This window comes from Mesorhizobium sp. B2-4-1 (genome assembly GCF_006442185.1).
Classification (GTDB): Bacteria; Pseudomonadota; Alphaproteobacteria; order Rhizobiales; family Rhizobiaceae; genus Mesorhizobium.
In genome coordinates this window covers 463,732-484,654 of the sequence record NZ_VFVN01000002.1, presented here as the reverse complement: position 1 = coordinate 484,654, position 20,923 = coordinate 463,732, and the positions used below count along the sequence as shown (strand labels likewise).

Annotated in this window: 17 protein-coding genes; 10 read left to right on the top strand and 7 right to left on the bottom strand. The window is 64.1% G+C overall.

The window, feature by feature from the left end:
* Positions 1–13: 13 nt before the first annotated feature.
* Positions 14–1,942: an LTA synthase family protein gene (locus tag FJ949_RS07010; protein WP_224646406.1), complete on the bottom strand. Its 1,929-nt coding sequence runs from the start codon at positions 1,940–1,942 to the stop codon at positions 14–16.
* Between the two features lie 276 nt (positions 1,943–2,218).
* On the opposite strand from FJ949_RS07010, the gene fabD reads away from it, so the two are divergent.
* From fabD to FJ949_RS06960, 10 genes are all read left to right on the top strand, one after another.
* Entirely contained in the window at positions 2,219–3,160 is a 942-nt protein-coding gene (fabD, locus tag FJ949_RS07005) for an ACP S-malonyltransferase (protein ID WP_140494459.1), read from the top strand.
* Positions 3,161–3,292: 132 nt separating this feature from the next.
* The gene (fabG, locus tag FJ949_RS07000) at positions 3,293–4,030 is read left to right on the top strand and encodes a 3-oxoacyl-[acyl-carrier-protein] reductase (RefSeq protein WP_140494457.1); all 738 of its coding nucleotides are present in this window, start codon (positions 3,293–3,295) and stop codon (positions 4,028–4,030) included.
* Between the two features lie 269 nt (positions 4,031–4,299).
* Complete coding sequence (locus FJ949_RS06995; RefSeq protein ID WP_006203723.1) at positions 4,300–4,536, top strand: acyl carrier protein; 237 nt, start codon at positions 4,300–4,302, stop codon at positions 4,534–4,536.
* 34 nt (positions 4,537–4,570) lie between these two features.
* Entirely contained in the window at positions 4,571–5,833 is a 1,263-nt protein-coding gene (gene fabF / locus FJ949_RS06990) for a beta-ketoacyl-ACP synthase II (protein ID WP_140494455.1), read from the top strand.
* A 102-nt stretch (positions 5,834–5,935) separates the two neighbouring features.
* On the top strand, positions 5,936–7,144 hold the full coding sequence (gene mltG, locus FJ949_RS06985) for an endolytic transglycosylase MltG (protein ID WP_140494453.1): 1,209 nt from the start codon (positions 5,936–5,938) through the stop codon (positions 7,142–7,144).
* A gap of 170 nt (positions 7,145–7,314) precedes the next feature.
* On the top strand, positions 7,315–8,205 hold the full coding sequence (locus FJ949_RS06980; RefSeq protein ID WP_140494450.1) for a YicC/YloC family endoribonuclease: 891 nt from the start codon (positions 7,315–7,317) through the stop codon (positions 8,203–8,205).
* 3 nt (positions 8,206–8,208) lie between these two features.
* Positions 8,209–8,865, top strand: coding sequence for a guanylate kinase (gene gmk, locus FJ949_RS06975; RefSeq protein ID WP_140494448.1), 657 nt, complete (start codon positions 8,209–8,211; stop codon positions 8,863–8,865).
* Between the two features lie 227 nt (positions 8,866–9,092).
* Positions 9,093–10,469, top strand: a complete 1,377-nt coding sequence (locus FJ949_RS06970; RefSeq protein ID WP_140494446.1) for a c-type cytochrome — start codon at positions 9,093–9,095, stop codon at positions 10,467–10,469.
* Positions 10,466–10,969 carry a (2Fe-2S)-binding protein gene (locus FJ949_RS06965; RefSeq protein WP_140494444.1) on the top strand — a complete coding sequence of 168 codons (504 nt, stop codon included), beginning with the start codon at positions 10,466–10,468 and terminating at the stop codon, positions 10,967–10,969. The genes FJ949_RS06970 and FJ949_RS06965 overlap by 4 nt, the downstream gene beginning before the upstream one ends.
* The gene (locus tag FJ949_RS06960) at positions 10,969–13,218 is read left to right on the top strand and encodes a molybdopterin cofactor-binding domain-containing protein (protein WP_140494442.1); all 2,250 of its coding nucleotides are present in this window, start codon (positions 10,969–10,971) and stop codon (positions 13,216–13,218) included. The genes FJ949_RS06965 and FJ949_RS06960 overlap by 1 nt, the downstream gene beginning before the upstream one ends.
* Before the next feature lie 57 nt (positions 13,219–13,275).
* Here the strand turns inward: FJ949_RS06960 and rsmA are convergent, their stop codons facing one another.
* The 6 genes from rsmA to lptF form a co-directional block, all read right to left on the bottom strand.
* Positions 13,276–14,112, bottom strand: coding sequence for a 16S rRNA (adenine(1518)-N(6)/adenine(1519)-N(6))-dimethyltransferase RsmA (rsmA, locus tag FJ949_RS06955; RefSeq protein WP_140494440.1), 837 nt, complete (start codon positions 14,110–14,112; stop codon positions 13,276–13,278).
* A 10-nt stretch (positions 14,113–14,122) separates the two neighbouring features.
* The gene (gene pdxA, locus FJ949_RS06950) at positions 14,123–15,139 is read right to left on the bottom strand and encodes a 4-hydroxythreonine-4-phosphate dehydrogenase PdxA (RefSeq protein ID WP_181172057.1); all 1,017 of its coding nucleotides are present in this window, start codon (positions 15,137–15,139) and stop codon (positions 14,123–14,125) included.
* 13 nt (positions 15,140–15,152) lie between these two features.
* Positions 15,153–16,085, bottom strand: coding sequence for a peptidylprolyl isomerase (locus FJ949_RS06945; RefSeq protein ID WP_181165136.1), 933 nt, complete (start codon positions 16,083–16,085; stop codon positions 15,153–15,155).
* A 90-nt stretch (positions 16,086–16,175) separates the two neighbouring features.
* Positions 16,176–18,596, bottom strand: coding sequence for an LPS-assembly protein LptD (locus FJ949_RS06940; RefSeq protein WP_181172056.1), 2,421 nt, complete (start codon positions 18,594–18,596; stop codon positions 16,176–16,178).
* A complete protein-coding gene (gene lptG / locus FJ949_RS06935; RefSeq protein WP_181165175.1) occupies positions 18,596–19,681 on the bottom strand; it encodes an LPS export ABC transporter permease LptG in 1,086 nt (361 codons plus the stop codon). Before lptG ends, FJ949_RS06940 begins: the two co-directional genes overlap by 1 nt.
* On the bottom strand, positions 19,678–20,880 hold the full coding sequence (gene lptF, locus FJ949_RS06930) for an LPS export ABC transporter permease LptF (protein WP_140494430.1): 1,203 nt from the start codon (positions 20,878–20,880) through the stop codon (positions 19,678–19,680). The genes lptG and lptF overlap by 4 nt, the downstream gene beginning before the upstream one ends.
* Between the last annotated feature and the right edge of the window lie 43 nt (positions 20,881–20,923).

The window sequence follows — 20,923 nt, the reverse complement described above, 5'->3', positions numbered from 1 at the left end:
GATGCCGCGAATTTCAGCTCATATGGGCGACGACCTTGTCCACCGTTTCGGGGAAGAAGTCGGGCGCCGCGTGGCGTTTGCCGAACATCATGTCGTATTGCAGCAGCCGGAAGTCGCGGATCGCCGGGTCGATCTGCTTTTGCCGCGCCCAATCGGGCGTGGCTTCTCCCGCCGGCGTCAGCAGCAGATTGCGGTCGACCACGCGGTAGCGTTCGCGCATCTCGCCCAGGAAGCCGGTATAGTAGGGGTGGGTGATGCCGGCCGTTTTCAGGATGTGATAGGGCAGGAAGGCGGGGCTGACGGCGCCCATGTCCTTGGCAGGGCCTGTGCGGTTCGACCAGATGACCAGTGGCGTCTGATGATGCTCCAGCGCCGCCTCGGCGGAAGCCTCCTTGCGCGGCGCGACATTGTCCTTCATGAACCCGGTCTCTACATAGACCGGCCCAAGCGGCGGCAGATGGTCGCCGAAGAAGGCGATGACGGTGGGGCGAGAGCGTTTCTTTGCCCATTCGATCAGGCGTTCGAGACCGCGGTCCGCGTCGGCCGAGCCCTCGGTGTAACTCAGCAGCGATTCACGCGCCCATTGGCTGATCGGCGCCTGCACGGTGTGGGTCGGGTTGTAGTAGCGGTTCGGCTCGTAAGGGCCGTGGTTCTGCAGGCTGACGGCAAAGAAGAACACCGGGGCATCGCTGGCATCGGCCTCGCTGATGATCTCGTCCGTCATCGCCGCGTCGGATGCCAGCGGCCCGCGCTTTTGCATCGGCGGCAACGTCTCTTCCGATCTGAAGTCGTCGAAGCCGAAATCGGCATAGACCGCGCCGCGGTTCCAGAACCAGTTGGTGCCCGGATGGATGGCGCGCGCCCTGTAGCCCTCCCTCTTCAGGAAGGTCGCCAGCGACGGCGTCGGCGTGCGCACATATTGCTGGTAGGGGATGCTGCCGGCCGGCAGGAAGGCGTTGGAGAAGCCGGTCAGTGCCTCGAACTCGATGTTGGCGGTCATGCCGCCGAATTCGGGTGAGAACATGGAGCCCGAACGCAGCGCCCGCACGTTGGGGATCGGATCGGGCGTGATGGTGACCCCGGGCAGCTTGGTCGGATCCCAGAAGGATTCGCTCATGACGACGATGATGTCGGGCTTTTCCTGGGGCACCGAGGCGGTCACCTGCGGCCTGTCGATGGCCGCGATCGCCTTTTCCGAATAGCCTGGCGGCGCCGAGACATGCGCCATCGGCACGTTCAGCGCGAAGGCGAGCGCAAAGCCGTTGGAGGCGTAATTTTCCTTCTGGTCCCACATAATCGGGATGATCTGCAGCCGGTCCCGGGTCCAGGAGAAGGTGGCATAGTCCATGATCGAGACGAAGAAGGCGAGCAGCGGCACCGCCAGCGTCAGCCGGGCGAGACGGCCCTTGCGGCTGAGTATGGGCACCTTTCGACGCCAGACCCGCCAGCCATAGATGAGCAGCGACAGGCCGGCGACGATGCCGACAATCATGGCAAGGGCAGTCATCGGACGGTCACGCACCAGAAGCGGCAGCAGCGCCACGATCTGGCGGGAGTAGAGGAAATCGGTCGGGTAGAGGGGATCGCCGAGATAATGCGATTTCTGGTGACCGATGAAAGCCAGCGAGAGCGTCAGCGGCGCGACGATCATCAGGCTTTGATAGCTGCGGCCGAAAACGGCATCGAGGCCGACCAGAACCAGTGCGAACACCACGATCGTGGTCCAGCCCGGCTTGAGCGGCTGCAGGAAGAAGGAAACCGTGCCGGCGAAGTCGCCGCGCACGATCAATTCGATGGCGAACACCAGGACGGCCGCGATCAGCAGGCTGGTCAGCCCATAGCGTATGGTCGGCCACTTCCGTCCCGGCAGGTAGCCGGTGGAAGGATCGTCTTCCAGAAACTGTGGCGCGGCTTTGCCTGCGCCTTTCGAAATCCTAGCCACTTTAACTTCCCCACCCAGCGACAGACCCGTCACTCGATTGTCATGGAATTGTCACGCAAAGCTAGCGCCTGTGGCGGAAATAAGAAGAGCCAGCAAACGATTCGTGAGCGGTTTTCATCAGGAGTGATCGCCAAAAAGCCTTTTGGAACAGGCACTCGGCCGGCAAAGCTGCCAAGGGGCCGGGTCGAACCGGGCTTGACTTGGCAGGCCGCGTTGCGTCACAGGCAGGAAAATTCGTGTATCAGGCAAGCAGAACCGAGCTTTGGGAGCCCACACATGGCCGTTGCATTCACCTTTCCGGGACAAGGCAGCCAGGCTGTCGGCATGGGCAAGGACCTCGCCGATGCCTTCCCCGAGGCGCGTAGGGTTTTTAGCGAAGTCGACGACGCGCTCGGCGAAAACCTGTCGAGGCTGATCTGGGAAGGGCCGGAAGAGACGCTGACGCTCACCGCCAACGCGCAGCCGGCGCTGATGGCCGTATCGCTGGCCGCGATCAGGGCCTTGGAAGCGCGCGGCTTCTCGCTGAAGGACAAGATTACCTACGTCGCTGGCCATTCGCTGGGCGAATATTCGGCGCTTGCCGCCGCCGGCTTCGTCTCGGTTGCCGATGCCGCCAGGCTGCTGCGCATCCGCGGCAATGCCATGCAAGCGGCGGTGCCCGCCGGCGAAGGCGCCATGGCGGCGATCATCGGACTGGAGCAGGCCGATGTCGAAGCCGCCTGCGCCGAGGCTGCCAAAGGATCGGTCTGCCAGATCGCCAACGACAATGGCGGTGGCCAGCTGGTGATTTCCGGCGCCAAGGCAGCGGTCGAACTGGCTGCCAAACTGTGCACGGAAAAAGGCGCCAAGCGAGCGCTGATGCTGCAGGTCTCCGCGCCCTTCCATTCGGCGCTGATGGCGCCCGCCGCCGAGATCATGCGCGAGGCGCTGGCCGGGGTAACCAAGAACGCGCCTGTCGTGCCGCTCGTCTCCAATGTCACGGTCACTCCGACCAGCGATCCCGAAATCATTGCGCGCCGTCTGTTCGAACAGGTGATCGGCCGCGTGCGCTGGCGCGAGACGGTGGAGTGGTTCGGCGCGAACGGCGTCACCACGCTCTATGAAGTCGGCGCGGGAAAAGTGCTTTCAGGGCTGGCCCGGCGCATCAACCGCGAAATCGCCACGGCATCGGTCGGTTCCGCGGCCGAGGTCGAAACCGCACTGGCGGCGCTCGGGTGAGGCGCCGCGTGTGAATTTGATGGCGCGGCTTGTATCGCTGAAGATATTCCGTTGGTGATGGCAATCGGATACCCGCGAGACGTATACAGATAAGGTTGCTCGCTGAGCTTCCGAAACCAAAGAGGAAAACACATGTTCGAACTGACCGGCCGCAAGGCACTTGTCACCGGCGCGTCGGGAGGCATCGGCGAGGCGATCGCCAGGGTGCTGCATGCGCAAGGCGCCATCGTCGGCCTGCACGGCACGCGCGTCGAGAGACTGGAGGCGCTGGCCGCCGACCTGGGCGACCGGGTGAAGCTGTTTCCGGCCGACCTGTCGAACCGCGATGAGGTCAAGGCGCTCGGCCAGAAAGCGGAGGCCGATCTCGAGGGCGTCGACATCCTGGTCAACAATGCCGGCATCACCAAGGACGGGCTGTTCGTGCGGATGTCGGACGCCGACTGGGACAGCGTGCTCGAAGTCAATCTGACGGCCGTGTTCAGGCTGACGCGTGAGCTGACCCATCCGATGATGCGCCGTCGCCACGGCCGCATCATCAACATTACCTCGGTGGTCGGCGTCACCGGCAATCCCGGCCAGACCAACTACTGCGCCTCCAAGGCCGGCATGATCGGCTTTTCCAAATCGCTGGCGCAGGAGATCGCCACCCGCAGCATAACCGTCAACTGTGTCGCCCCGGGCTTCATCGAATCGGCGATGACCGACAAGCTCAACGACAAGCAGAAGGAGGCGATCATGGCCGCTATCCCGACGCGCCGCATGGGCACCAGCGCCGAAGTGGCGTCCGCCGTCGCTTATCTTGCCTCCAACGAGGCCGGCTACGTCACCGGCCAAACCATCCATGTGAACGGCGGCATGGCGATGATCTGATCGGGTCGGCCAAAGCATGCATTTCGGGCCGGGCCCGGGCATTCGCGGTGGCTTTGAGACGGCGACAGGCAACGCCTGGGCGGGCTGTGAAAAGCGACCATTTCGGCTTGGACGCCCACGATTTTTCGTGTAATGCGGCCCGCAACCCGGCGGTTCGGGCAAAAACCGGTCTGCGGCCATTGCGTTTCCGGCGGGACCATCTTTCAGCTTGATTAGCGGCATTCCGCCCGCTAACGAAGACAGACAACCAAAAGACGAGGATGCCCCAAATGAGTGACACCGCAGAGCGCGTCAAGAAGATTGTCATCGAGCACCTGGGCGTCGATGCCGACAAGGTGACGGAGCAGGCGAGCTTCATCGACGATCTGGGCGCCGACAGTCTCGACACGGTCGAACTCGTCATGGCGTTTGAAGAAGAATTCGGCGTCGAGATCCCCGATGACGCGGCTGAAACCATCCTGACGGTGGGCGATGCCGTGAAGTACATCGACAAGGCTTCGGCCTGACGCTTTCCGCAGTCATCACCGGGGAGGACCTGCGATGAGGCGTGTCGTCGTCACGGGCCTTGGGTTGCTGTCGCCGTTCGGCATGGGCTTCGAGCACAGCTGGAAGGAACTTCTGACCGGCCGCAGCGCCGCCAAGCGCATCACCGAGTTCGAGGTGGAGGATCTTGCCTGCAAGATCGCCCATGTCGTTCCGCGTGGTGACGGCAGCAACGCCACCTTCAATCCCGAGGCGGTGCTCGAGCCGAAGGAACTGCGCAAGATCGGCGACTTCATCCTGTACGGGATCGCAGCCGCCGACGAGGCGCTGAAGGATTCCGGCTGGCAGCCGAAGACCCATGCCGAGCAGTGCGCCACCGGCGTTCTGATCGGTTCGGGCATTGGCGGCATCGAAGGCATCGCCGAGAACGCGATGATCCTGAAGGAGCGCGGCCCGCGCCGCATCAGCCCCTTCTTCATCCCCGGCCAGATCATCAATCTCGTCTCCGGCCAGGTTTCGATCCGGCATGGGCTGAAAGGCCCCAACCATGCCGTCGTCACCGCTTGCTCGACCGGCGCGCATGCGATCGGCGACGCAGCCCGGCTGATCATCTGGGGCGATGCCGACGTCATGGTCGCCGGCGGCGCCGAAGCGCCGGTGACGCGACTGTCGATCGCTGGCTTCGCTGCCTGCCGTGCGCTCTCGACCGAGCGCAACGACGCGCCGCAAACGGCTTCGCGGCCCTATGACCGCGATCGCGACGGCTTCGTCATGGGCGAGGGCGCCGGCGTCGTCGTGCTTGAGGAACTCGAGCATGCCAAGGCGCGCGGCGCGAAGATCTATGCGGAAGTGACCGGCTACGGCCTGACCGGCGACGCCTATCACATCACCGCACCGGCTGAAGATGGCGACGGCGCATTCCGTTGCATGACGGCGGCGTTGAACCGGGCAAAGCTGACGCCCGCCGATGTCGATTACATCAACGCGCACGGCACTTCGACCATGGCCGACACGATCGAGCTCGGCGCTGTCGAGCGGCTGGTCGGCAATGCCGCATCGAAGATTTCGATGTCGTCGACCAAGTCGTCGATCGGCCATCTCCTCGGCGCGGCAGGGGCTGCCGAAGCGATCTTTTCGATCCTCGCCATCCGCGACAACATCGCGCCGGCGACCATCAACCTTGACAATCCGGAGCGTGAGACCGCGATCGACCTGGTGCCGAACAAGCCGCGTGCCCGCCAGATCGACGTGGCGTTGTCCAATTCCTTCGGCTTCGGCGGCACCAACGCTTCACTGGTCTTCCAGCGCTACAATGGCTGACCGTCCGCCTGCCGGACGGCGCTTCGGCGTGTCGTCAATTTTGCCATATTCGCCCCTACTCTGCCGCAGGGGATTCGTTGAGAGATCAAACGGTAGGGCGAAATGAACACAAATCCGGCCGGCAACGGAGAGTTCGGGCAAGGGCAGGCGACATCGGGGCCGATCGTACCGAAGACAGCCGCCGAAGCCTTGCGGCCGGAGGCCGGCACGCCGCCGCCGAAGCGCTCGCGTGCTTCGCGCAGTCAGGTCGTCGTGTTCATGAACTTCGTCATCTCCTTGGTGATGCTGATGGTTCTGGCGGCGGGTATCGCGCTTTACTTCGGCAAGCAGGAATTCACCGAGCCCGGCCCATCGGCCAATGGCGACACCTTCCTGGTCAAGCCGAACACCGGCGTCCAGGATATCGCCGACCAGCTCGAGCGGCGCGGCCTGATCAGCGACGCCCGCATATTCCGTCTTGGCGTTAGGGCCTTCGGCAATGATTCGGCGCTGAAGGCCGGCGAATACGAGATCAAGCCCCGGGCGTCCATGCGCGACATCATGGAATTGCTGAAGAGCGGCAAGTCGGTCATGTACTCGCTGACCATTCCCGAAGGGCTGACAGTCGAGCAGGCGCTGGCGCGCATCGCAGGCGAGCCCGCCTTGAGCGGCGACATGCCGGCCACCGTGCCTCCAGAGGGCAGTCTCGCCACCGATACGCTGCGCTTCACGCGCGGCGCCACGCGCCAGCAGATGATCGACAAGCTGCTGGCCGACCAGAAGAAGCTGGTCGAGGAGGTCTGGCAGCGGCGCGCCGCCGACCTGCCGCTCGCCAGCATTGACGAGTTCGTCACGCTGGCCTCGATAGTCGAGAAGGAAACAGGCAAGGGCGATGAGCGCTCGCGCGTCGCCGCGGTCTTCCTGAACCGGCTGGCCAAGGGCATGCGCCTGCAATCCGATCCGACCATCATCTACGGTCTGTTCGGCGGCAAGGGCAAACCCGCCGACCGGCCGATCTATCAGTCGGACATCCAGAAGCCGACGCCCTACAACACCTATGTGATCAACGGCCTGCCGCCGACGCCTATCGCCAATCCCGGCCGCGCGGCGCTGGAGGCGGTAGCCAATCCATCAAAGACCGACGACCTCTATTTCGTTGCCGACGGCACTGGCGGACACGTCTTCGCCGCCACGCTTAACGAGCACAATGAGAACGTTGCGCGCTATCGAGCCCAGCAGAAGAAGCAAGTCGACGACGCGGCCAAGGCTGATGCCAAGGTGGAGGGGCAGACCGACGCGCCCATTGACGGCGACGCGGGGGCGGCCCAGTAGCGGCGCACGGTTTTTCCAGCTCGTCCACGCTATCGGTTGAAGACAGGAGCGTTTGGATTTATCGGGGCGCCTCGTAAGCCGATTGGCAGGCGGGCATTTCGGCTTTCTGAAGGTGCGCGAGGCCGGATCAAGCAGTATCCGTAGTACGCGCCAGGGGGTATGCAGGCACCATGAATTTGCAGAGCATGACCGGGTTTGCGCGTGCTGTCGCCGAGCATGACGGCACCTCGATTGCCTGGGAGGTCAAATCCGTCAACGGCAAGAGCGTCGAGGTGCGGCTGCGGCTGCCGCAGGGCTTCGAGCGGCTGGAGCCGGCCATCAGGCAGACGCTTCAGAAACGTTTCGCGCGCGGCAATTTTCAGGCGACGCTGACCATCACGCGCGCCGCCGGAATGCAGTCCCAGCCCGTTGTCAACGAGGCCTTCCTCAAGGACCTGGCCGGGCTCGCCAAGCGGATCGAGGAACAATTTGGTGTTGCTCCTGCGACCGCCGACGGATTGTTGTCGCTGCGCGGCGTGCTCGATATTCCCGAGACCACTGAAACCGAGGATGTGCGCACGGCGCTCGACAACGCCGTCATGGCGGCACTCGAGGTGGCGCTGGAGGGGCTGGAGCGGTCCCGCGAGGGTGAGGGCGCGGCACTTCGCACGCTTCTGCTGGGCCACATCGACGCCATCGAGGCGCTGACGCTGGGCGCTGAAGCGGATCCGTCGCGCGAACCGGCGGCCATCCGCGAGCGCCTCGCCGAACAGGTGCGGCTCTTGATGGATGCTTCGGCCAACCTCGATGTCGGCCGCTTGCACCAGGAAGCCGCCTTCCTCGCCACCAAGGCCGATATTCGCGAGGAGATCGACCGCTTGAAGACGCATGTGACGTCCGGTCGTGCATTGCTTTCCGGCGGCGGCGCCATCGGACGCAAGCTCGATTTTCTAGCACAGGAATTTAACCGCGAATCGAATACGCTGTGCTCAAAGTCGAACGCTGCCGCGGTCACCGCCATTGGACTGGAACTGAAGGCCGTGGTCGATCAGTTCCGTGAACAGGTCCAGAATCTGGAGTAGCCGATGGTCGCCAGGGATTTAGGGTCCCGCATTCGCCGCCGGGGCCTGATGCTCGTGCTGTCGTCGCCGTCGGGCGCCGGCAAGTCGACGATTGCGCGCAACCTTCTGGAAAGCGATTCCAGCCTCGAATTGTCGGTCTCCGTCACCACCAGGCCTCGCCGCGGCTCGGAGATCGAAGGCGTTCACTATCATTTCCGCACCATGCGCGAGTTCGAGCGGCTGCGCGATTCGGACGCCCTGCTCGAATGGGCGGAGGTGCATGGCAATTGCTACGCGACACCGCGCGAACCGGCGGAACTTGCGCTCGCTCAAGGGCGCGACATGCTGTTCGACATCGATTGGCAAGGCGCCCAGCAGCTCAAGGAGAAGATGCGCGCCGACATCGTCTCGATCTTCATCCTGCCGCCGTCGATGAAGGAGTTGAAGGCAAGGCTGAAGCGCCGCGCCGAGGATCAGGAAGCGGTGATCGAGACGCGGCTGAAGAACGCGCGCAACGAGATCGAGCACTGGAAGGAGTATGATTTCGTCATCGTCAACGATGATCTCGATCGCGCCTTCGCCGAAGTGCGCGGCATCGTTGTCGCCGAGCGGTTGCGGCGCGATCGTCGGCCCGGCTTGTTCGACTTCGTCTCGGGACTTTTGGACGAGAAGACGAGCTAGCCTTTCCTTTGCCCACGAAGATGGGCCGGCGGACAAGCCGAAGGCCGGCAGCACCAAACGATGTGCCCGGGCAGGTCGCGCCTGCAAGATGCGCTTTTCGGCGCCATAAATCAGACAATTGACGAAGAGGGCAGCGCCCCTAGTTTCTCCCGCACGAACGCGTCCGCGGCGCCGGTAACGGCCGGGGCGGCAGCGTTTCAGCGTACCGCCATGAGGGAGAGCAGATCTTGAAACGCTTCTGGCTGGGCGTTCTTGCCATCATCATTGTCTGCGGCGCCGGATTTTTCGCCTATGCCTGGAAGCCGGCAATCGATCTTGTCGAGCCGCCGCAACGATCGTCGTTCGACCCGGCGTTGATCGAGAAAGGCGCTGTACTGGCCTCCGTCGGCAATTGCACCTCCTGCCACACCAGGCCCGGTGAAAAGTCCTATGCCGGCGGGCTCGCCGTGCCGACGCCGTTCGGCACCATCTATTCGACCAACATCACGCCAGATCCGCAGACCGGTATCGGCCGCTGGTCGCAGGCAGCCTTCGACCGCGCCATGCGCGAAGGCGTCGACCGCGAGGGCAGGCATCTCTACCCGGCCTTCCCGTTCGATCATTTCACGCGTGTCTCCGATGAGGACAACCGCGCGCTCTACGCCTATCTGATGACGCGCCAGCCGGTGAACAACCCGCCGCCTCCGAACGAGCTGCCTTTCCCGCTCGATATGCGCCTGGTGCTGGCCGGCTGGAAGCTGCTGTTCTTCGACAGGGGCGCCTATCAAAACGATGCGTCGCAAAGCACGCAGTGGAACCGCGGCGCCTATCTGGTCGATGGGCTCGGTCATTGCGGCGCCTGCCACACGCCGCGCAATCGGTTCGGCGCGGAAGAGAAGGGGTCGCACATGGCCGGCGGCGAGGCCGAAGGCTGGACGGCCTTTGCGCTCGAGGGCACTTCACCGGCGCCGATACCGTGGACGCATGACAGCCTGTTTGCCTATCTCAGGCAAGGCTGGCATGCCGACCACGGCGTCGCCAATGGCCCGATGGGCGAAGTGACGGGCAATCTCGGCCGGCTTCCCGATACCGACATCGACGCCATGGCCACTTACGTCATGTCGCTCATGGGCGAACCATCCGCCGAACGGACGGCTGCCGCGCAGGCTATCCGCGGCCGCGCCGCGGCCGACCCGGCGTCGACCGCCGGCGTGGCGCCGACATCCGCCGATACGCCGGCGGCGCGTGGAGCCGTCATCTACCAGGCGGCATGCGCCACCTGCCACGACGGCAGCCGTCCGCCGCCTTTTGGCGGTATCAATTTCCATCTGTCGAGCGCGGTCAACGCGTCAGATCCGCAGAACGTCATCAACACGGTGCTGTTTGGCCTGCCGGCGGCGGGTGGACGCCCGAGCGCCATCATGCCGGGATTCGCAGCGACGCTGAAGGACGACCAGGTGAATGACCTGCTGGCCTATCTGCGCGATGCCTTTGCCGGCAAGCCGGCCTGGCAGGATGCGGCGGCCAGGATCGCCGACACCAGGAGTGGAAAATACCGGGTCAGCGTTCGGCCCTCGGACGGCATCGAGCGCGGCCCGGACAATGTAGGAGCGAAGGACAGATGATCAATCTCAACGTCAACGGCATCTCCCACGACGTCGACGTCGATCCGGCGACGCCGCTGCTTTACGTGCTGCGCAACGATTTGAAGCTGAACGGCGCCAAGTTCGGCTGCGGCCTTGGCCAATGCGGCGCCTGCACGGTGATGGTGGACGGCAAGCCCGTCTTCTCCTGCCTGACGCCAGCGATGCTGGTGGAGGGCCGCGAGGTCAAGACCGTCGAGGGCTTGGGCACGATCGAGAACCCGGGTCCGATGCAGAAAGCGTTCATCGAGGAGCAGGCGGCGCAATGCGGCTATTGCATCGCCGGCATGATGATGCGGGCGCAGGCGCTGCTCGAGGCCAAACCCGATGCCGGTGACGCCGATATCAGGCAGGCGCTGGAACCTAACCTCTGCCGCTGTGGCACGCATATGCGCATCCTGCGGGCAGTGAGCCGCGCGCGCGACCTGATGAAATCGAAATCGGCCGGCTTGGCGCCGGCCGCGGCCGCAGGGAGGGCATGATGAACGCGCCAACCTTTCCCGACCTGACACGACGCGGCTTTCTCGCCGGGACCGGCGCGCTGGTCGTGTCCTTCACCATTCCCGTGCAGGCTCAGGAGGCCGCGCCCACGGCGCAGACGCCCGCGACGCCGGCGCCGGCCAAGAAACTGCCGGGCAGCCTTGCCGATACGCCCTCGCTCGACGCCTGGATCAGGTTGGATGCCGACGGTTCGATCACCGTCTTCACTGGCAAGGCCGAGCTCGGCCAAGGCACCAGGACGTCGCTGCGCCAGATCGCCGCCGAAGAACTGGAGGTCGAGCCGGCGGCCATCAAGCTCATCACCGCCGATACCGCGCTGACGCCGAACGAGGGCTATACCGCCGGCAGCCAGACGATCCAGAACAGCGGCACCGCCATACGCTACGCCTCGGCACAGGTGCGCCAGATCCTTATCGCTAAGGCCAGCGAAAAGCTCGGCGTTCCGGCCGACCAGCTCAAGGCGGCAAGCGGCAGGATCACCGGGTCGGACGGGAAGTCCGCGGGCTATGGCGAACTCGTGGTGGCGGATTTGCTGCATGTGGACGCATCGGCCGACACGGCGCTGAAATCGCCGGACAGCTATCACGCGATCGGCAAGCCGTTCGCCCGCGTCGATATTCCGGCAAAGGTGACGGGCGGCGAGGCCTATGTGCAGGACATGCGGCTTCCCGGCATGGTGCATGCCCGCGTCGTTCGCCCACCAAGCTATTTGGCCAAGCTCGTCAGCGTCGACGAGGCCGCCATCAAGACGATGCCGGGCGTGGTGGCGGTGATCCGCGACGGCGACTTCCTGGCCGTGGTGGCCAGGCAGGAATTCCAGGCGGTCCAGGCGATGCGCGCCATGGCCGCCAAGGCGAAGTGGCAGGTGCAGCCGGCCTTGCCGGACCAGGACAATATCCCCGCCTTCCTCGAACGCTCGGTCGCCGAGGTCGGCACCGTGACTTCGGTCGGCGCGGACACGGCAGCCGGCGCAAAGACGCTGCAGGCACAGTTCACCCGCGCCTACCAGATGCATGGGTCGATTGGCCCCTCCGCTGCCGTTGCCCTGTCGGACAAGGGTCTCATCACGGTGTGGACGCATACTCAAGGCGTCTATCCAGACCGCAAGGCGATCGCCGAGATGCTCGGCGTCGGACCGGAAAAGGTGCGCTGCATCCACACCGAGGGATCAGGCTGCTACGGCCACAATGGCGCCGACGACGCGGCGGCCGACGCCGCGCTGATCGCGCAGGCGCTGCCCGGCACGCCGGTGCGCGTGCAGTGGATGCGCGATCAGGAGCATTTGTGGGAGCCCTATGGCCCTGGCATGCTGACGCGCGCCAGCGCAACGCTCGACGCCGGCGGCAAGATCGTCAACTGGCACTATGATCTGTGGAGCAACAGTCACGGCACGCGGCCGGGAACGGCAGGTTCGCTGATCGCCGGCCGGCTGGTGGCGAAGCATTTCCCGCCCGATCCGGCCAAGCTGCAGATCTCGCCGCTCGGCAATGGCGACCGCAACGCCATCCCGCTATACGATGTGCCGAACCAGCGGGTGAACTGGCATTTCGTCGCCGACATGCCGGTGCGCGTCTCGTCCCTGCGCGGTCTCGGCGCCTACTGCAACGTCTTCTCGATCGAAAGCTTCATGGACGAGCTGGCCCTCGCGGCCGGCGCCGACCCCGTGGAATACCGGCTGAGGCACATGAAGGACCCGCGCGCCAGGAAGGTGATCGAGGTTGCGGCTCAAAAATTCGGCTGGAGCAATGATCCTATGCCGGAGGGCCGCGGTCGGGGGTTCGCCTTCGCCAAGTACAAGAACCACGCCGCCTATCTCGCAGTCGCGCTTGAAGCGGAGGTCGATCGCGACAGCGGCGCGATCGCTATCTCGCATGTGGTCTCGGCGGTCGACTGCGGCGAAGCGGTGGCGCCGGATTCGATCATCAACCAGACCGAAGGCGGTATCTTGCAGTCGCTGAGCTGGACGCTTTACGAGGCCGTCCATTTCGACGACACCCGCATCCTGAGCGCGGATTGGTCGGCCTATCCGATCCTGCGCTTCAGCGCCGTTCCGGACAGCGTGGAAGTGCATGTCGTCGACAATCCCGGCACGCCCTATCTCGGCGTCGCGGAAGCAGCGCAGGGCCCGACAGCCGGCGCGATCGCCAACGCCTTCCGCCATGCGGCGGGAAAACGCATCTATGACCTGCCCTACACGCGCGAGCGCGTGAAAGCGGTGTTGGGCGTCTAGTTCGAAGCGTGCGCTCGACAAGGATCGGATTGCGCGGCGCTTCCACGGCCGGCGGCGCTACACCGCATTGGTCAGCCGCACGAACTCCTCGACATCGAGCGTCTCGGCGCGCCGGGTCGGGTCGATCCCGGCGCGTTCGAGCAGGGCTTCGCCGCCGAGGCTCTTAACGCTCTGCCGCAGCATCTTTCGGCGCTGGCCGAAGGCGGCTTCCGTGACGCGGCCGAGTTTTTTCACGTCGGCATGTAGCGGTGTCACACGCGGCTCGAGATGCACGACGGAAGAGGTCACCTTGGGGGGCGGTGTGAACGCCTGGGACGGCACGTCGAACGCTATCCTGGCCTGCGTGCGCCACCCCGCCAGCACGCCGAGCCTGCCATAGGCTTCGCTGCCAGGCGCGGCGACGATACGCTGGGCCACCTCGCGCTGGAACATCAGGGTCATCGAGGCATAGAAGGGAGGCCACTCCGCGGCGGTCAGCCAGCGGACCAGCAGTTCCGTGCCGATATTGTAGGGCAGGTTGGCCGCGATCCTGATCGGCCCGCCGTCACCGGCGGTCGCGGCAAGCGTCGGGAAGTCGATCTTCAGAGCGTCGCCGGAAACGACCTCCAGCCGACCGGGATAATGGGCCGATATCTCGGCGAGGGCCGCCAGGCAGCGTTCGTCGCGCTCGATGGCGACGACCTTGCGCGCGCCGTTGAAAAGCAGGGCCCTTGTCAACCCGCCAGGGCCGGGGCCGACCTCGATTACGGTCGTCTCCGCCAGGCTGCCGGCGGCGCGCGCTATCTTGCCGGTCAGGTTGAGGTCGAACAGAAAATTCTGGCCCAGTGCCTTCTTTGCCTGCAAACCGTGGCGCTCGATGACCTCGCGCAGCGGCGGCAGCCCATCCATGCTCATGAGTTGAGCCTCATTGCGTGACAAATTTGGCGTCGGTGTCGGCCAGCTGCCGTGCAAGCCGCAGCGCCGCCATCAGGCTGTCGGGCCGGGCGATGCCCTTGCCGGCGATATCGAAGGCGGTGCCGTGGTCGGGCGACGTGCGGATGAAGGGCAGGCCGAGCGTGACGTTGACCGCTTCGTCGAAGGCCAGCGCCTTGGCCGGTATCAGCGCCTGGTCGTGATACATGCACAGCGCCACGTCGTAGCCGGCCCGGGCCCGGGCATGGAACAAGGTATCCGCGGGCAACGGCCCGAACGCGTCGATGCCTTCGGCTCGCAGGATCTCGATTGCCGGTCGGATGATGCGCTGGTCCTCCAGGCCCATGGAGCCATCCTCGCCCGCATGCGGGTTGAGGCCGGCGATGGCGAGCCGTGGGTTGGCGATGCCAAAGCGGTCCCTGAGGTCGGCGGCGGTGACCCGCGTCGTAGCGAGGATCAGGTCTGTGGTCAGCGCCTTCGGCACTTCGGCCAGCGCGATGTGAATGGTGACGGGAACGGTGCGCAGGTCGGGGCCTGCCAGCATCATCACCGGCATCGCTTCCACGCCGCTGTGGCGCGCCGCCAGATACGCCAGATATTCGGTGTGGCCGGGAAAGCGGAAGCCGGCGTCGTAGAGCGGCTTCTTGGCGATCGGGCAGGTGACGACGGCCGCGGCGTCGCCGGCGAGGCTAGCGGCCACCGCCCGATCGATCGCTTCGATGATGCCCGCCGCATTGGCCGGGTCCGGCTGGCCGGGGCTGTCGATGAAGCGGGCAGCCAGCGTAACGACCGGCAGAGCGCGGCCAAAGACCTCGGTTGCCTGCGCTGGCGTCGTTTCCTCGATAGGCAGCGAAACGCCGAGACGGCGCGCCCGCGAGGCGATTAGCGCGGGATCGGCGAGGAGATAGAAGGGCGGAAGGGCTGCGGCTGTACGCGCCAGAAACGCGGCAATCGCGATTTCCGGCCCGATGCCGGATGGATCGCCGACGCTCAACGCCAGCGCGCGCATCGCCCTTTCCACCTCAGCGCTTGACGATGCGGGCTTTTGCCTTCAGCTCGTCGACATATTTCTTGCTGAGATCGTCGGCTGCCTTGTCGTTGGAGCCTTCGCTCTGGAACACCATCTGGGCGACCTTGTCGTCGGACACCTCGCGCGACGAACAGATGCCGATGAACTCGACACCGCGCTCCGTTTGGCGGGTAGGCGTGGCGCCGCCAACCTTGGTGGCCTTGATCTGCTCGGCCCAGTCCGGCGGCAGTTGCGGCGCCAGCACCCGGCCGAGATCGCGAACCGTGACGTCGATCAGGCCCTTGGCGAACTGCCGCGTCGTGTTGCAGCCATTGAAGCGGGCACGCATGGCGTCGGCTTCGCGCTTGCGCTTGCCCAGCGTCGCGCTGCGTTCGGCCGCCGGCACGACGAAGATGACCTGCTGGAGCATGTATTCAGTGGCGCTCGGCTTGGAGCCGCCCTTGTCGAGCATGCGCCTGACCGCGTCCTGCTCGGTCACGCTGCCGCCCTCGCCGGAACGGTACCGCGCGCTCAAGGCCTGATTCCAGGCCATCTGGGCGCGGATGAACTCTTTGAAATGGCCCTTGCTGACGCCGGACTTTTCCATGACGCCGTCGAGCTGGCTGAGCTGCATCTTGTTGCTCGAGGCAAAGCGCTGGTACGCGGCCTCGACCTGCGCGTCGCTGATGTGAATCCCAAGCCGTCTGGCTTCGGCCATGCGCAAGGTCTGATCGATCATTTCCTGGCCGGCGTCGCCCTTCTTGCGCTGCAGCTTGAGGAAGGCGGCGCGATGCGCGATGTCGCCGCTGGTGATCGGTATGTCGTTGACGACGTACTTGATCTCGCTGGCGAAAGCCGGCGGCGTGATGACGGTCATCGACACGGATGTCGCCACCACAAGCAGCGCCAACCCTGCTGAAAAGAGGTATTTCCTCATCGCAAACATCCCAATTCTATCCCGGTCCCGCCCAACTTCATCCTTCTTCGGGGTTTGTGAAGTCCCTGCCAGCCCTATGCGGCGAAACGATGTCGCGGACTACTGGGTGGTGTCGAAGGCGCTGCTCGACGATCCGAAATCGCCGAGGGTGCGGAACGACAGGTTGAAGCCGATGCTCTGCGTCACCTCCCTGGTGTTCAGGTCGCGCGACTGCGAGTACGTCATCAGATAGGTGAAGCAGGAATCATTGTAGGCGAAACCGACCCCGTCCTTGACCAGCAGGCTTTCCTCGAGGTCATAGGTTCCCGTCCCGAACACGCGCCAGTTCTCGGCAAGATGCGTGGACGCGCCGAGCGTGACCTCGTGGCGGTCGGTGGTGAAGCCATAGAGCGGCTGAGCCTGGATGAAGGCGTATTTGGCGCTCAGCGACACCGGTAGGCCGGAATAGGCGGCCTTTACCTCGGCGCGGCGAACCTCGAAGCTCTGCTCGTCGAAACGGCCGCTGACCGAGGCGGCGAACCCGTTCGGGCTGCTGACGCCAAACAGGCCGACATAGTCCGACTTGGTGTTTTCGAGGCCCGAATAGGCGCCGACATTGACCAGGTCCGGCGCGTCGAAGGAGTTCTCGCCGCCGATCTGGTAGGACTGGCCGAAGATGGCGTTGGTGCCCCAGCCGTTGATGTAGGAACCGGAATAGCGAAGGCCCACATTGGCGCGCGAGCCGCCTTCGATGCGGTCATAGCCGGAGAACTTGTCGCGCTCGAACAGGGTGCTCGCGTCGAAAACCATGCTCTGCGCATCTTCGTTCGGGACGGCAAGGCCGCCGACATATTGTTCGTTCGGGCGCAGGAAGACCTGCGCCATCGGCTCGAACACATGACTGGAGCCGCTGGCCATCGAAAACAGCAGCGGCCAGCTCATCTCGAGTCCGGCGGTTGCCATATAGCGGGCGAAAGACGAGCGCATGTCATCCTGCTCGCCCAAATTCGTCGCCATCTGGTTGACGGCTGCGAGTGAAGCTGATGACGCGTTGACATAGTCGACGTCGCCCTGCAGCGCCAGCAAGGGTGTCAGCACCAACCCGTCATCGGTGACAAATGACCGCTTCCATTCGGCTTGGGCGGTGAGCCGGCCGGATTCGCCCTCGATGCCGCGCACACGTTGGGTGCCTGAAGGGGGGAAGTAGGGAGTGAAATAGGTCTCGTCGAGGTCATCGCGGCGGATGACGCGCGAATTGACGTTGAACGACAGCTGGCCGCCTGCGACCGATGTATCCGGAATGTAGGCATAGTCAAGCGAGGGCAGCACCCAGGGCTGCTGGCCGCTTCGCGCAGCGATGCTGCTGTCGAGCGTGTTTTCCTGCACCTCGAAATGCATGGCGCGCAGGTCGAAATAATTACGGCCGTCGAGCCCCGTCAGGTAAACCGACGACTGGTGAACGTACCCGTTGTATTTGTCGATGGCGTAGGTATTCGAGAAGTTCTTGTCGGTCTGCAGCAGCACGTCCCAGCCGAAATTCCAGCGCGAATTGATGGCGAACTGGCCTTGTGTGCCCATCATGCCGCGGAATTTGTTGGGATCGCCAGCCTTGCCCGAATCGATATTGCGGCCGGCGGCGTCGATGAAGGCGTCGGGGTCTCGCTGCTGAATCCCCGCGATCTTCAGGCTGTATTCGCCATTGTTGAAGCGCTGGCGCCACTCGGCCTCACCGAGAAAGCCCTGCTTGGTAAAGCCGGTGCCGGTGACGGTCAGGTCGTAGGTCGGCGAGAGCGCGAAATAATAGGGGACCTTCACCCCCACGCCCAGATCGCTTTTGAAGACGATGCCGGGGATCAGGAAGCCGCTCTTGCGCTTCACCGTCGGGTCGGCGATCTCGAACGCCGGCAGGTAGGCTAGCGGGAAGCCGAAGAATTCGAAATTCGCGTTCTCGAAGCGGACCGTCTTCTTTTCGCCGTTCCAGATGATCTTCCTGGCCTTCACACGCCAGGTCGGCGCCTTGTCGGGCTTGTCCTCGCACGGTTCGCAGGCAGTGTAGACGCCATTGTGGAAGGTGGTCAGCACGCCGCCCATGCGTTCGGCGCTTTCGGCGGCGAAATAGGCCTTGTCGATGGTTTCGACGCGGAGCGCGTTGACGAAACCGTCGGCGAAGTCGTCGGTGATGTCGATATGATCCGAATTGATCTTGGTGCCGTCGCTGTTGATCACCTCGACATTGCCGCTTGCGACCATGCGCTTGGTGTTGCGGTTGTACTCGACCTTCTGCGCGACAAGTCGGTTGCCGCCATAGTCGATCTGCACGCCGCCGACGGCGGTCACGGTCTGATTGTCGTTGTTATAGACCAGCGTATCGGCCGCCAGCAGCATCTGCGAGCCGGACGGCACCTTGGTCGCCATGTCGCCGACATCCTGCGCGATCGCAGGCAGCGGAACCGCGCATGCAAACAGGCATGCCAAGGCGGTCGCCGCATAAAGGCGCGCCAAACCGGCCTGCCTGTTACTGGGCAAAAAGGCCTCCCTCACTAGCCGTCTTCCTTGTATAGCAGGAAAGTCACCCCGAAGAACATAGCTACCACGACCGGCACCCAGGCAGCTACGACAGTCGGCACGAACCCCGCCACGCCGAATGCCTTCACCAGCACCGAAACGACATAAAGCAGAAACCCGGCAACGACGCCACCCAGAATCATCGTTGCCGATTGCCCCATCCTCGCAAATCGCATTGAAACTGTTGCCGCAATTAGCGTCATGGCGACGAGCAGGAACGGCAACGCCACCAGCGAATCGAACTGCATGGCAAAGGCATTTGCCTTGAGGCCGAAGGAACGGGCAACCTCGATTTTTCCCGGCAGATCGTAGAATGGAATGGTCTCCGGGCGCGCCAGCCGCTCCTGCACGAATTCGGGCTTCAGATTGGTCGGCACGCGATCGTTTGCCGCAGGCTGGATGGTGCCGTTCCTGAAGGTCTTGACGTCCTGCAATTCCCAGTAGCCGTCCCGCAGGTAGGCGCGCGCGGCATCCTTGCGCTCGACGATATCGCCTTGCGGGTCGAGGATGAAAAAGACAGCGTCAGCCATCTCCAGGCCCTGGTTGAGGATGGCGCGCGCTCCGATGATGGTGTCTCCGGAGCTGGTTTTCTGCCGGATCCAGGGCGCGGCGTCGGCCGACACCGTATTCGACTTGCCCGAGCGCAACTGGGTTTCGATCTGTTCGGACCAGGAAAAGGCGTGCGCTGCGAGCGGGTTGATGAGACCGACCGACAGGACGCCGAACAACAGCGCTCCGATGCAGCACGGCAGAAGGAACTGCCAGGCCGAAACGCCGGCTGAGCGCGCTATGACCAGTTCATACCTGCGGTTGAGCGAGACCAGCGTCGCCATCGCCGAGAAGAGACCGACAAACGGCACGGTCTGCAGCATGATCATCGGCATCCTGAGTCCGGAAATGGCCAGCGCCGTTCCATAGGTGAAGCCGGGCAGGCCGGTCGTGCGGCCGGAAAGCTCGGTGAAATCGATCAGGAACACCAGCGCAAGCAGGCCGATGAAGAACCACACGGTGATCGTGACATAGCGGAAGAAGAAGTAGCGTCCCAGCGTCCAGCCCATCAGCTGACCCCCTGGCCCGAGGCGCTGCGCCTGGAGAGGCGCAGCTTGACGGCATTCCAGGCGTCAGCCATCCGGCTTGCGAGATTCGTCAGCCAATCTGCCCAGGCCACTGGCAGTTCCATCGTCCGGTTGGATGCGATGAACCAGATTGCCACCGCCGACGACACGATGGGCACGCCGTAGACCATATACGCATATTGCGGGACCTCGTCGGCCTTGCTGGCGGCGAAGAAGCCCAGCCAGCGCACGAACAGCGATATCGCGATGGCCGTGATCAGCGGATTGACGCGCGCCTCGCGATGCGAGCGTGCGTCTCCGGCGACCGCCAGTGCGATCAGCGCGAAGACCATGGAATAGAGCCATTCCGAGAATCGCTGGTCGACCTCCGCCCGGTATTCGTTCGGGCGCTGCTGGTAGACCTTGTCGTTGGCACTCGGGTTGAGCAGGTACTGGGTCGTCTGGTCTTTTGGCATCAGCGTCACCTCCGACGCTGCCGCCATGAAGGCCGACATGTCGAAGGCATAGGAGGTGAAGCGGATAACCGAGAGGTCGCCGGTCAGCGTCTTTCGATGGATGACACCGTCATTCATCATCAGCACCTTTTCGCCGCCGCGTTCGACGATGCTGCCGGTCTTGGCATAATAGACGAGGTTGACGCCTTCCTCGCGCGAATCCGCGACGAAGATGCCGCCCAGCCGGTTGTCGGGAAGCCGCTCGCCGATCTGCAGGAACAGCCCATCATCGATCTTGCGGAATGTGCCCTCCTGGATGATCAGCGACAGAAGATCCGCGCGTGACTCCGCCACCAGCATCCGGTTCTTCTGGCGCGCGTAAGGGTCGATGCCGTTGTCGACGGCGAAGGAAAAGACGCTGGCCGCGGCCGCGAGAATCATGATCGGCCGCACGATGGTCCAGCGCGAGGCGCCCGCTGCGTTGACGACGGCGAGCTCCGAATCCGAATTCATGACGCTGAGCGTCTGGGCAACCGCCACCACGAGCGCGAAGGGCACCACGATCGGAATGATCGAGGGAAGAATGAGGGCCGCAACCTCGAAGAAGGTCAGCGCCGACTGGCCGCTGTCGGTGACGAGGTCGATCTTGGCCAGCACCTGCGTCGTCCAGACAATGGCCAGCGTCCAGGCCAGCGCTGCAATAAAGACCACGAAAGCGCGGCGCATGATGTAGCGTTCAACGACCTTCATGAAGGCTTTTCTCAATTTTCTCGAACGGCATCATGCCACCGGA

Bases quoted from the DNA above. Each gene is read 5' to 3' on its own strand.
- mltG (WP_140494453.1), top strand. From the start codon at position 5,936: ATGAACACAAATCCGGCCGGCAACGGAGAGTTCGGGCAAGGGCAGGCG.
- FJ949_RS06980 (WP_140494450.1), top strand. From the start codon at position 7,315: ATGAATTTGCAGAGCATGACCGGGTTTGCGCGTGCTGTCGCCGAGCAT.
- lptF (WP_140494430.1), bottom strand. From the start codon at position 20,880: ATGAAGGTCGTTGAACGCTACATCATGCGCCGCGCTTTCGTGGTCTTT.
- gmk (WP_140494448.1), top strand. From the start codon at position 8,209: ATGGTCGCCAGGGATTTAGGGTCCCGCATTCGCCGCCGGGGCCTGATG.
- fabG (WP_140494457.1), top strand. From the start codon at position 3,293: ATGTTCGAACTGACCGGCCGCAAGGCACTTGTCACCGGCGCGTCGGGA.
- rsmA (WP_140494440.1), bottom strand. From the start codon at position 14,112: ATGAGCATGGATGGGCTGCCGCCGCTGCGCGAGGTCATCGAGCGCCAC.
- fabF (WP_140494455.1), top strand. From the start codon at position 4,571: ATGAGGCGTGTCGTCGTCACGGGCCTTGGGTTGCTGTCGCCGTTCGGC.
- pdxA (WP_181172057.1), bottom strand. From the start codon at position 15,139: ATGCGCGCGCTGGCGTTGAGCGTCGGCGATCCATCCGGCATCGGGCCG.
- FJ949_RS06965 (WP_140494444.1), top strand. From the start codon at position 10,466: ATGATCAATCTCAACGTCAACGGCATCTCCCACGACGTCGACGTCGAT.
- FJ949_RS06995 (WP_006203723.1), top strand. From the start codon at position 4,300: ATGAGTGACACCGCAGAGCGCGTCAAGAAGATTGTCATCGAGCACCTG.
- fabD (WP_140494459.1), top strand. From the start codon at position 2,219: ATGGCCGTTGCATTCACCTTTCCGGGACAAGGCAGCCAGGCTGTCGGC.
- FJ949_RS06945 (WP_181165136.1), bottom strand. From the start codon at position 16,085: ATGTTTGCGATGAGGAAATACCTCTTTTCAGCAGGGTTGGCGCTGCTT.
- FJ949_RS06960 (WP_140494442.1), top strand. From the start codon at position 10,969: ATGAACGCGCCAACCTTTCCCGACCTGACACGACGCGGCTTTCTCGCC.